13 protein-coding genes are annotated in these 11,214 nt (G+C 49.6%); 8 read left to right on the top strand and 5 right to left on the bottom strand.

What is annotated here, in order from left to right:
- Positions 1-170: 170 nt before the first annotated feature.
- Positions 171-716, bottom strand: coding sequence for an oligoribonuclease (gene orn / locus AC4PME_RS04985; RefSeq protein WP_491045295.1), 546 nt, complete (start codon positions 714-716; stop codon positions 171-173).
- Between the two features lie 83 nt (positions 717-799).
- Between orn and rsgA the strand changes: the two genes are divergently transcribed.
- From rsgA to AC4PME_RS04965, 4 genes are all read left to right on the top strand, one after another.
- The gene (gene rsgA / locus AC4PME_RS04980; protein ID WP_303571999.1) at positions 800-1,834 is read left to right on the top strand and encodes a small ribosomal subunit biogenesis GTPase RsgA; all 1,035 of its coding nucleotides are present in this window, start codon (positions 800-802) and stop codon (positions 1,832-1,834) included.
- Positions 1,835-2,173: 339 nt separating this feature from the next.
- On the top strand, positions 2,174-3,046 hold the full coding sequence (asd, locus tag AC4PME_RS04975; RefSeq protein ID WP_491045294.1) for an archaetidylserine decarboxylase: 873 nt from the start codon (positions 2,174-2,176) through the stop codon (positions 3,044-3,046).
- A 2-nt stretch (positions 3,047-3,048) separates the two neighbouring features.
- Positions 3,049-3,921: a DMT family transporter gene (locus tag AC4PME_RS04970; protein WP_119502711.1), complete on the top strand. Its 873-nt coding sequence runs from the start codon at positions 3,049-3,051 to the stop codon at positions 3,919-3,921.
- Entirely contained in the window at positions 3,922-4,629 is a 708-nt protein-coding gene (locus AC4PME_RS04965) for a glycerophosphodiester phosphodiesterase (protein ID WP_491045293.1), read from the top strand. It abuts the gene before it with no gap.
- A 5-nt stretch (positions 4,630-4,634) separates the two neighbouring features.
- On the opposite strand, the gene AC4PME_RS04960 is transcribed toward AC4PME_RS04965, so the two are convergent.
- The 3 genes from AC4PME_RS04960 to AC4PME_RS04950 all read right to left on the bottom strand — a co-directional run bounded on the left by AC4PME_RS04960 (position 4,635) and on the right by AC4PME_RS04950 (position 7,270).
- Positions 4,635-5,060: a MerC domain-containing protein gene (locus tag AC4PME_RS04960; protein ID WP_119502713.1), complete on the bottom strand. Its 426-nt coding sequence runs from the start codon at positions 5,058-5,060 to the stop codon at positions 4,635-4,637.
- Positions 5,061-5,138: 78 nt separating this feature from the next.
- The gene (locus tag AC4PME_RS04955; protein WP_491224539.1) at positions 5,139-5,906 is read right to left on the bottom strand and encodes a divergent polysaccharide deacetylase family protein; all 768 of its coding nucleotides are present in this window, start codon (positions 5,904-5,906) and stop codon (positions 5,139-5,141) included.
- Positions 5,907-6,175: 269 nt separating this feature from the next.
- The gene (locus AC4PME_RS04950; RefSeq protein WP_491045308.1) at positions 6,176-7,270 is read right to left on the bottom strand and encodes a murein hydrolase activator EnvC family protein; all 1,095 of its coding nucleotides are present in this window, start codon (positions 7,268-7,270) and stop codon (positions 6,176-6,178) included.
- A gap of 265 nt (positions 7,271-7,535) precedes the next feature.
- On the opposite strand from AC4PME_RS04950, the gene AC4PME_RS04945 reads away from it, so the two are divergent.
- Genes AC4PME_RS04945 through gpsA form a run of 4 tightly spaced genes read left to right on the top strand, consistent with a single transcriptional unit; the run spans position 7,536 to position 9,805 of the window.
- Entirely contained in the window at positions 7,536-7,961 is a 426-nt protein-coding gene (locus AC4PME_RS04945) for a rhodanese-like domain-containing protein (RefSeq protein WP_119502715.1), read from the top strand.
- Between the two features lie 24 nt (positions 7,962-7,985).
- Positions 7,986-8,243 carry a glutaredoxin 3 gene (gene grxC / locus AC4PME_RS04940; protein WP_119502716.1) on the top strand — a complete coding sequence of 86 codons (258 nt, stop codon included), beginning with the start codon at positions 7,986-7,988 and terminating at the stop codon, positions 8,241-8,243.
- 39 nt (positions 8,244-8,282) lie between these two features.
- A complete protein-coding gene (gene secB / locus AC4PME_RS04935; RefSeq protein ID WP_119502717.1) occupies positions 8,283-8,792 on the top strand; it encodes a protein-export chaperone SecB in 510 nt (169 codons plus the stop codon).
- Positions 8,793-8,803: 11 nt separating this feature from the next.
- Positions 8,804-9,805, top strand: a complete 1,002-nt coding sequence (gpsA, locus tag AC4PME_RS04930; protein WP_491045292.1) for an NAD(P)H-dependent glycerol-3-phosphate dehydrogenase — start codon at positions 8,804-8,806, stop codon at positions 9,803-9,805.
- A gap of 38 nt (positions 9,806-9,843) precedes the next feature.
- On the opposite strand, the gene AC4PME_RS04925 is transcribed toward gpsA, so the two are convergent.
- Positions 9,844-11,211 (bottom strand): TolC family protein, encoded by a 1,368-nt coding sequence (locus AC4PME_RS04925; RefSeq protein ID WP_491045291.1) that lies wholly within the window; start codon positions 11,209-11,211, stop codon positions 9,844-9,846.
- Positions 11,212-11,214 lie beyond the last annotated feature (3 nt).

Genomic DNA, 11,214 nt, shown 5'->3' with positions numbered 1-11,214 from the left:
TCGCGACCCCGACCTTGGCAAGGTCGTGCTCTACCAACTGAGCTATTCCCGCATACCGGTTCAGTCGTTTTGCGAAAGTGGCCCTTCGCAAAAGTGGAGCGCATTTTACAAAAATCCCGGCGATGCGCAACACTTAATTTGAATTTTTTTCGAAATACCGGTTCGTTCGCTTAAATCGTAAACACTTTTTCCCGGTAATACTGCAATTCCGCTATAGACTCGCGAATATCGTCCAGTGCCAGATGCACACCTTTCTTCGTGAAACCGTCGAGAATTTCCGGCTGCCAGCGCTTAACCAGTTCCTTAATCGTGCTCACATCTATACTGCGGTAGTGAAAATACGCTTCCAGTTCCGGCATATATTTCACCATAAAACGGCGATCCTGTCCGATAGTGTTGCCACACAGAGGCGATTTGCCGGCATCTACGTAATCACTCAAAAATGCGATGGTTTGTTTTGCCGCTTCTGTTTCATCAATTTGACTCTCGCGACATCTGGCAGTGAGCCCGCTGTTGCCATGCACACGGGTGCACCACTCATCCATACCATCTAAAATCGCATCCGGCTGGTGTACAGCTATGACCGGCCCTTCTGCCAGTACATTGAGCTGCGGGTCAGTGACGATAGTGGCAATTTCCAGCACCTTACAGGTTTCAGGGTCCAGCCCTGTCATTTCCATATCAATCCAGACTAAATTGCCATCGTGTTTTGTCATTCTAGTTTCCTCGTCTTTAACATGGCACACGGGCCTGACAAACGGTATCATTGGTCAAGTATACGTTAACTTTGCAGGAAATCGTGGCAAAAAAACCAAAACTGACACACCGCCAGAAGCGCCAGGTTGCAGCAAACCGGGCCCGCCGGCTAAAAGATAAAGCATCTGATCCTGAAAAACAGATTGATGCTGCCAACCTGATCCCCGGCCGGGTTGTCGGTCGTTTCGGTAAGCACGCAGACGTTGAAGATCAGCAGGGTACGGTGTACCGCTGTCACATCCGCCGGACTATCGAATCGGTGGTTTGCGGTGATGATGTCCTGTTCGACACCGGTAATGAAAACGAGTCCGGTGTCAGTGGCGTGATTGAAATCGTCCGCGATCGCCGCTCCGTGCTTACCCGGCCGGACTATTACGACGGCGTGAAACCCATCGCCGCGAATATCGACCAGATCATTGTTGTCAGTGCGGTAAAGCCCGATTTATCTCTGAATATCATCGACCGCTATCTGGTTGCCTGCGAAGATACCGGCATTGCCCCCGTTCTCATCCTCAACAAAACCGAGTTACTGAGCGACGAAGAATTCGACACGGTAAAACAGCAACTGGCAGTGTATGAATCTCTGGGTTACAGATTAATTTATACCAGTTGCAAGCGCGGTGACGGCCTGGACGAACTGAAAACCTGTCTGAATGACAAAGTCAGTGTTTTTGTAGGCCAATCCGGTGTGGGCAAATCCAGTATCATCAATCAGGTGCTGCCGGATGCCGATGAACTGGTCGGTGAAATATCAGATAACTCCGGTCTTGGTCAGCACACCACCACCGCAGCAAAATTACTTCATTTCCCTGAAGGTGGCGATCTTATCGATTCCCCGGGCGTAAGGGAATTCAGCTTATGGCATATGCCGGTAGAGCAAATCACCCGCGGCTTCATCGAGTTTCGTGATTATCTGGGCGGTTGTAAATTCCGCGACTGCAAACACATGAACGATCCCGGCTGTCTCATCCGTGAAGCAGTAGAAGAAGGAAAAATCAGCAGCGCCCGCTTCGACAGCTACCACCGCATTCTGGCGACCATGGACGAACAGCGCCCGAGCTATACCAATCCGTTTTAAAAAAGCTGATACATGCACAGCGCTGAAGAGCCGGATTTGGATAACAGAACCGTAAGCCCTTCCCGCCACGGAGACGGAATTGCCTGCGTGAACTATCTGGCGCAAAGATTGTAAAAGAATGGATGCCCGAAACGAGGAGCCCACAGGGATGTGTTTACAGCGTGTTCACGAAGATAGCGCCGCTCGCGGCCAGAAAGGCTAACCGCTTTTAATCCTTTTCCCCTTCCGCTTATATCAAACACTGATGGCCCATAACGGGAAAGTGCATCCGTTTGTTTACAACTTGTTGTACAATCATCCGCGACAGAAACTTGATAACTATTATTTTTCGGAGTGCCCGTGCTGGACTGGTTCAAGGTTAACCTTCAATATATTTTGCCCAAGCATCTTTTATCCCGCCTGGTTGGTAAGTTTGCGGCTGCTGAAGCCGGCGGCGTGACCACAGCGTTTATCAAATTTTTCATCAAGAAATACAATGTGGATATGAGCGAAGCGCTGTATCCCCATCCGGAGCACTACAAAACCTTCAATGAATTCTTCACCCGTCAGCTGAAACCTGAAGTCCGTCAAATTGCAGAAGGTGATGATGTGCTGATCCAGGCAGTTGACGGTGCAGTCAGCCAGTTTGGTGACATTCATCAGGACAGTATTTTTCAGGCGAAAGGCCACAACTACAGCCTCACCACCTTACTGGGTGGCAAACCTGAACTGGCAAAGCCTTTCAAAAACGGTAAGTTCGCGACCATTTATCTGTCGCCGAAAGACTATCACCGTATTCACATGCCCGTTGAAGGCACACTGACAGACATGGTGTATGTACCCGGTGAGCTGTTCTCCGTTAACCCGCTGACTGCTGAAAATGTACCGGGATTATTTGCCCGCAATGAACGGGTAATCGCATTTTTCGACACTCCGGTTGGAAAAATGGCTATGGTACTGGTTGGTGCAACCATTGTAGCCAGTATCGAAACCGTCTGGTCCGGTACAGTGACACCGCCTGCTGGTAAAAACGTGCAACACTGGCAATACGAAAGCGATGATGAAGCAGCCGTTAAGCTCGAAAAAGGCGATGAAATGGGTCGCTTTAAACTTGGCTCTACCATTGTGGTTTGCTTTGAAAAAGACCAGATTGAGTTTGAGGATATGGAAGCAGGCATGACTACCCGCCTCGGGGAAGTGTTTGCCCATGCGAAGGCAAATAAAACTGCCTGATTGTGGATCCTGTTAAACGAAGCCTGATAACGCTTCATATCACCGTTATCTTACTGGGCGGCACAGGCCTTTTTTCAAATATTATTCCCTTGAGCGCAACGGATATTACTTTCGGGCGCTCGGTATTTGCCTGTCTGTGCCTTGCCGTATTCATGCGTCTGGCCGGTGAAACCTTCAGACTGAACAACAAACGTGATTACGGTATTGCCCTGTTGCTGGGTGGTCTGATGGCCGTGCACTGGGTAACATACTTCGCGGCGATGCAATACGCCGGTGTTGCCGTGGGCATGATTGCCCTGTTTACCTTCCCGGTCATAACCGTTCTTATTGAACCCTTCTTCGAGAAAATCCGGCTTGTCTGGCAGGACTTCTTCAGTGCATTAATTGTTTTTGTGGGCGTGGCGCTGCTGGTGCCGGAAATATCGCTGGAAAACGAGGTGACATTGGGTGTGCTGACCGGTATTTTTTCTGCCGTGCTTTATGCACTGAGAAACCTGCTTCACCGCCAGCACTTTTCTCACTATTCAGGTGCGAAGGCCATGGCCTGGCAAATCCTGGTAGTGATAGCCTGCCTGCTGCCTTTTGCCAGTGAACACCTCAGTGATGCCACCTTTGATACATGGTTGCTGCTGGCCGTTCTCGGCTCCATGTTTACCGCAGTACCCCACGCGCTTATAGCAACCGCGCTGATCCACTTGCGGGCAAAAACTTTTTCTCTGATTGCCTGCATGCAACCACTGTACGGCGTAATCCTGGCTATGCTAATTTTACATGAGTCTCCGGGCTGGAAAGCGTTAATAGGTGGCATACTGGTGACATCAGCCTCCATCTACGAAACCATGAACGCACAAAAGCTCCATAACCAGGACAAGTAAATGATAGTACTCGCTCATCGCGGGGCAAGTAAGGCGGCACCGGAGAACACGTTGCTGGCCTTCAGACTCGGATTCGCCATGGGAGCACACGGTGTTGAGTTCGATACTTATCAGATCGGCGATGACATCGTGGTGTTTCATGACCGCTGGCTACACAGAACCACGAATGGCCGGGGGCGGGTTGCCGATCAAACAATTGACTATCTGCGCTCACTGGATGCCGGTCAGGGTGAGCGTATTCCGTTTCTTGCAGAAACCCTGGCTACCCTGCCTGAAGATGCATTATGCAATGTTGAAATCAAAGGACTGACAGACACCGCCCGCTGGCTCAGCGCCTTTGACCGCGCTTGTGAAGAAAGCGGCGCCACTACAGACTCCATGGTGATATCGTCTTTTAATCATCAATGGCTTGCAGAGATCAGCCTCGCCAGACCGGACCTTAAAACCGGTGCACTTACCGCCAGTATCCATACCGGTTTATTGCAGTTCGCAGACTCACTGAAACCCTGGTCATTACACATTGCACTGGATATCGTTGAAGAACGTTATGTCAGCCGGGCAAAAGCCGAGGGCTATAAGGTGTTCGTTTACACTGTGGATAACCCTGAGGATATGCTGTTACTTCAGCAATGGGGTGTGGACGGGATTTTTAGCAATGTGCCGGACGTAGCATGCGAAACGCTGAATGCTACGCGACGGATGTGTTAACGAAGTTACTTTGCAAGATGCTGGGATAGTACCGTATTGCGGCAACAGCGGCACTGCCGGCACAAACGCATGTTTATCCAGTGGCCGGCAACAATAAGCAGCGCGCCGGTGGCAATGGTAAAGGGTTCGTAGTCGTGCCCGAATATATCTTTGAACCAGTAAATAACCCCGCCTGAAAATAACAGAACCAGCGGATAATATTGCCCGTGATAACGCACCGCGCCGTTAATCAGTGCTACAGCACCTATCAGCATGGAAATAGTAAGAATGGTGCGCTCAAACCAAAGTTGCGCGAAGAACGTTGAGCCGATAAGCGGGATCAGCGGCAGCAACAAAGGCAAAGCAAGACAATGCAACGCACACAAGCTGGATATCCATATACCCAGCCTGTCTAATTTAGTCGGATTGTCAGCATCCTGAATTCGGGACATTTCTCGCCTCGCCAGCAAAAGGGACGTTATAATATAACAGTCTTGGCGAAATTCAAAATTACAATCCCAAAAAAAGGATTAATTCGGCGCGACCATCTGTGGCCTCATCGTGTCGTCTGACTTTTGCTGTGCCATCATCGCCGGTTCAGGCTCAAATAAATCGCTGACCGTCGATAGCCTAATCCCCATTTCCTCCAGCTCAGGCAAACGCTTTTGCAGGATTTTCATGGTCAGTCTGTGCGGATGAGCAATGGCAACAGCGGTCCCCGTTTCACGGGCAAGCAGCAACATACGATCGAACTCTTTTTCAATGGCCGCTTCGTCGATGACATGGTCGAGAAACACATGCCTTCGTGCTACCGGGATCCCGGCGTGCAATGCGGCTTCCTCCGCCACAGTTTTCACGGATGTACGGCTGTCAACGAAGAATAAATTTCGTTGCTTCAGCAAATCCATAAAAGAGCGCATCGGATTGAACATGCTGGTCAGCCTGCTTCCCATGTGATTGTTCACGCCAATCGCATAAGGCACACTTTCCATTGCACGGGCAAATTGAAGTTCCATCTGAGTTTCAAACATACCTACGCGCAATCCGTCAGGCCCCATTTCCTGGCCATCAAAGGATTCCATCGGCATGTGTAACATTATATCCCGCCCCTGGGCATGAGCCAGTTCGGACATTTCAGTAGTCATGGGAGCATCAGGAAGAATCGAGAACGTCACTTCTCTTGGCAGGTCAAGCGCCCTGCGGTCAGAGAAACGATGTCCGATATCGTCGATAATAACGACGACTTTTGGTTGGACACTTGCAGCCGCGACTGGTAGACAGAAGAGTGCAAACAACACACCCCAAAACAACGCAAACCAATCAACCAACTGACGGTCAGTTCTTTTGAGTAAACAAATTTTTAGCAAGCGCACGCCTATTATTTTAATAGTGTAATTATAAGGTTCTTATGACCTTTGTTACCCTGCGTCCATACGGGTTATTTATTTAGTATTGCATTCCATACATATTGAGCATAACAGTGATCTTCGAAATATGAAATTTCAAATGCGCTTTTTTTGACATTTTTTGAACAATTTTTGAGGTGGCCGCTCAGTTCGCCGGAATATCAGAGATCCAGCCAGCTTGAGGGATTAAGGGCCTTGCCCTTGTGCCGGATTTCAAAGTATAGATTAGGATAGTTCTGTCCGCCACTTTGTCCGACTAAAGCAATCGTTTCACCGTCGCCCACCGTATCTCCGGCTTGCTTCAGCAATGCCTGATTGTGTCCATAGACACTCATATAGCCTTGCCCGTGATCAACAATGGTTACCAGCCCGAAACCACGTAACCAGTCAGAATAAAGGACACGGCCATGAGACACGGCTCTCACCGGTGTACCTTCTGCACCTTCAATGATGATGCCTTTCCAGCGCACCTGCCCCTGACGACGGGTTCCGAACAGCTTGCGTACACGTCCGGAAGCCGGCTTCAACAACTTCCCTTTGTAGCCGGATAACCCCGCCAGTTCTGATTTCGCCGATTCCGCACGACGGCGCGCCTCATCTATGGCCCGCACAAGCGCTTCTTCGTTTTGCTTGAGTTCATTTACTCTGGCAGCATCACTCTCGATTTTCTGATTAAGTTTTTTCAGTGTTTCAGAACGATCTGCCTGACGGGCCAGTAACACTGCTTGCTGAGACTTCTGCTCCGCCAGCAGGCTATTCAGCGCTCTGGCTTTTTCAGAAAGCGCCTCATTAACCTGAACCAGTTGTTCCACATTCGAGCGGAAAGTGGTGATTTCCTTTGAGCGGGCTTTGCTCAGATACTGATAATAAGTCAGCACGCGCTCAAAGGTACTGGCTTCGTCCTGATAAAACAGCATCTTTGCATAGTCATAATTGCCGGCCATGAAAGCACTGCGTAACTGGTTCGCCAGCATGGTCTGTTGCTGCAGAATGGCCTTTCTCAGCGCTTCCTGTTCTGCTTCCAGCTTTTTCTGCTGTTCACGGTTATCAGCCAGTTGTGTAGAGGTATCATTGAGAGATTTGGCCGTGGAGGCGATTTCAAGTTCAGATTGCTTCAGCGCCGCCTTCAATTCACCGGCATTCGCTTTATTGGCAGCCAGTGTCGCTTGCCTGGCTTTAAGTTCAGCTTGTAACTCAGCAAGTTTTGCCTGTTGTTGTTCCTGAGCATAAGCCTGAGGTAGCAGCACGGTGAACAGGCAGAGCCAGCAAAGGACACTGAGAAGAGGCCCGCGAGCGGACTTTCCGGACGGACCGGCCTGGTTGAAATTTTGTACACTCACCCGTTGCTTTGCCTCTGACAGCACCTGACTCTGATTCAAAGTCCATACTATATCAACGGGATAGAGGATTCATCTGCAATCGACTAATTCAATGATGCGCTGTCAGGCTGGTTTCTGTGCGGTTTTTCTATATACTTTGCAGTCGATTTTTAGTCTTCCATGTAAAGTAAGGGTTTTAGGAATGGAACAGCTCGTAGAGTTTGCCGGTAATAATATGCTGTTAGCCGGTGCGTGGGTCGCCTTAGTTGCAATGCTGATTTTCAGCTATGTCACAGGTTTCACTTCATCAGTAAAAGAAGTAAACACCCACGAAATGACCATGCTGGTAAATAAAGAAGACGCCGTTGTTTTTGATACCCGCGCGCCTAACGAGTTTAAAACCGGTCACATTCTCGGTGCCCGCCAGCTGAAACCCGAGGAAGTCAGAGCAAAAGATTTCAAAAAGCTTGAAAACGTAAAAGACAAACCCATTATTGTTGTATGTGCAATGGGTAACAGCGCACGCGGTATTGCAGCGGCCATGAACAAAGCCGGCTTCGCAAACGTGAAAGTGCTGAAAGGCGGCATGAACGCGTGGAACTCTGCCGGACTTCCGGTTGCCAAATAACGGGCCGGAACACAGGAGCAGATTGTGAGTAAAGTAGAAATTTATACCAAGGGGCATTGCCCTTACTGTCATCGTGCTAAAGCATTATTAGCGCAAAAAGGCGTAGCATTCGAGGAAATCGCAATTGATGTGAACCCTGAACTCCGCGATGTGATGATAGAAAGAGCTAACGGCGGTTGGACAGTACCGCAGATATTTATCAACGATACCCATGTGGGCGGATGTGATGATTTATTTGCTCTTGAATCACAACAAAAACTCGATGCGCTGTTAGCGCAATAATTTTAAGTTAAGAACGTATTTACACATTCAGGAATTATCATGGCTGAAGAAAATCAGAACACCAATGGCGCAGAGGCAGGCCAGCAAGCCCAGGGTCCTCAATTCAATATTCAACGCATCTACACAAAAGACATTTCTTTTGAATCTCCGAATGCGCCGGCTATCTTCCAGAAAGAATGGAAGCCGGAAATCAAATTAGATATCGATACATCTACAAATAAAATGGCTGAAAATGCATTTGAAGTTGTTTTATCTGTAACCGTTACTGCGACCGTTGGTGAAGAAACAGCGTTCCTGTGTGAAGTAGAACAAGCGGGTATTTTTGCGATTGCACCGGAAATGCCAGATCAGGCTAAAGCACCTCTGTTAGGTTCTTACTGCCCTAACCTGTTATTCCCTTATGCCCGTGAAGCTATTTCAAACCTGGTTAACCGTGGCACATTCCCGGCTCTGAACCTGGCTCCGGTTAACTTCGACGCTATCTTCGCCGCTTACATGCAGAAACGTGCACAGCAAGCGCAGGAAGGTGGTCAGAAGCTAGACGCTTAAGTCACTCTTTTATGAATACCGGTTCAGTAACCGTATTGGGGGCGGGGTCTTATGGCACCGCCCTTGCTTTTTGTCTGGCCAGAAATAACAACCCCACGTTGTTATGGGGCCGCGACGAAGCTCACATGCAGGCACTGGCAGACAGCAGGGAAAATGCCCGTTATCTGCCCGGCGCCAAATTTCCCGATGCTTTGACTGTAGAAGCCGACCTTGCCACAGCTGTTGCTGCCAGCCGCGACATTCTTATTGTCGTGCCCAGCCACGCCTTTAAAGATTTACTTAATACCATCAAGCCTATGCTAAAAGCCGATCACCGGCTGATCTGGGCTACTAAAGGTCTGGAACCGGGTACCGGCAGACTGTTGCGTGACGTTGCACTGGATGTATTGGGTGATACTTATCCGCTGGCAGTACTTTCCGGCCCGACGTTCGCAAAAGAAATGGCTGCAGGTCTGCCAACTGCCATTTCACTGTCGTCCACCTGTGAATCGCTGGTCGATGATTTTGCCCGCAAGCTGCATTGCAGCCGTTCATTCAGGGTTTACAAAAATCCTGATTTTATCGGTGTGCAACTCGGCGGCGCAGTGAAAAATGTTATCGCCATTGGTGCAGGTCTGGCTGATGGCCTTGGCTTTGGTGCCAATGCCCGCACAGCGTTGATCACCCGGGGACTGGCTGAACTGACCCGTCTTGGTGTTAAAGTGGGTGCTCAACCGGAAACCTTCATGGGAATGGCCGGTCTGGGTGACCTGGTATTAACCTGTACTGACAATCAGTCCAGAAACCGCCGTTTTGGTCTTGCACTGGGACAAGGGAAAGACGTGGACACTGCCATGCGTGACATCGGCCAGGTTGTCGAGGGTTACCGCAATACCGAAGAAGTGCATGCACTGGCGAAGCAATATGGCGTGGAAATGCCTATTTGTGAGCAAATATATGCTGTGCTTTATCACGGTAAGCCGCCGAAAGAAGCCGCTCTGGCATTACTGGCAAGAGATTTAAAAAGCGAGTAGCACCAGCTACCCGCTTTTCTTACCTTTTCATAAAACCACTACAAGGTAACCAGTTCAGGTTTACCACCCGCTTCCTGATAAATCGTCGCGGCAGCCGATAAGGTCTGCTGATAACTGGTAATAACCGACAATTGTGCCGAGAACCAGCTTCGTTGCGCACTCAGCAAATTCAGAAAATCGATATCACCGGCTTTGTAACGAATTTCAGCTAACCGGTATAACCGTGCGTTGTTTTCCATTGAAGCGACATCCAGTTCATAAGCCGCTTTCAGGTATGCATAGTTGTCCAGTGAATCCAGCAGTGACTGAGATGCGCTTAACGTGGTGGCGCGGTAGTTATTCCACGCCAGAGCCAGATCCACATCGGCAATCTTCTTACCGGCATCGATACGGCCACCGTCGAACAGTGTAGCGGCGCTGTTTAGTGCGGCACTCACACTCCAGCCGGAAGCCAGATCGAGCAAATCACTGACTGATAAGCTACCGCTCAGACTTAATCCCGGCAGCCCCTGAATGCCCGCCAGATACACGTCAATATCAGCCTGCTTCAAAGCAATATCCGCAATCTGCACGTCAGGGCGTTGCTTTAACACCGCAGCCGGCTGATACAATTCAATATCCGGCAGAACAAATGACAGCAGCTTTTCTTCACCACTGATGGCGGTTAAGGTTTCATCCCCCAACAGAACCGCAATGGCGCGGCGGCTCAAGGTAGCCTGATAATTCAGCCGTAACAGTTCCCCACGGGCACTGATCATGGTGTTCTGTTGCTGGCTCACCTCAATACCCGACGCATCCCCTTCCTGAAAGCGAATGTCCACCAGCTTATACAACTGATCAGCCGCTTCGTAGTTTTGTTTTGCGATGACAAGGCGTTGCTCCAGTGACAACAAGGTAAAGTACTCGCTTGTCAGCAAACCCTGCACCTGCAATGCTGCACTGCGGCGGCTAAACTGCTGACTGTCGATACTCAGCTTATTGCCAAGCTGAGTGGCTTCACGACTGCCCCATACATCAAAGGTGTAACTCACGCCCACACTGCCGGATGTACTGTTTGACTCTGTGCCGGTATCGAAGGTTTTTCCGCTGCGGCCGCTTGCACTGGCAGTAATATCCGGAATATTGTCGGCCTGACTCTGACGTAAAATCAGCTCAGCCCGTTGCAGCCTCAGTGCTGCTTCTTCCAGTGTCAGGTTACTGTCTGCCAGGCGAAGCATAAGTGCATTTAACCCCTCAGAATTAAACACACTCCACCAGTTTTCCGCAATGTCTACGCCGGCGCCGTCCTGTGTATAAATATCAAAAACATCCGGCTGTGTTTTTGACTTTTGTCCGTCCAGGTCTGACGGCGTATAAGCACAACCTGTCATTAATGCTGCTATCAGCAAACATCCTGATTTTTTCAAAAC

This window comes from Alteromonas sp. (assembly GCF_984505615.1).
Note: the sequence above shows the minus strand (reverse complement) of the source record. Positions and strands in the feature narration are given on the sequence as shown.

What these genes read in the sequence shown, in the direction of transcription:
- orn (WP_491045295.1), bottom strand. Translation starts at nt 716, where the DNA reads ATGACAAAACACGATGGCAATTTAGTCTGGATTGATATGGAAATGACA.
- AC4PME_RS04965 (WP_491045293.1), top strand. Translation starts at nt 3,922, where the DNA reads ATGATAGTACTCGCTCATCGCGGGGCAAGTAAGGCGGCACCGGAGAAC.
- AC4PME_RS04960 (WP_119502713.1), bottom strand. Translation starts at nt 5,060, where the DNA reads ATGTCCCGAATTCAGGATGCTGACAATCCGACTAAATTAGACAGGCTG.
- AC4PME_RS04945 (WP_119502715.1), top strand. Translation starts at nt 7,536, where the DNA reads ATGGAACAGCTCGTAGAGTTTGCCGGTAATAATATGCTGTTAGCCGGT.
- secB (WP_119502717.1), top strand. Translation starts at nt 8,283, where the DNA reads ATGGCTGAAGAAAATCAGAACACCAATGGCGCAGAGGCAGGCCAGCAA.
- gpsA (WP_491045292.1), top strand. Translation starts at nt 8,804, where the DNA reads ATGAATACCGGTTCAGTAACCGTATTGGGGGCGGGGTCTTATGGCACC.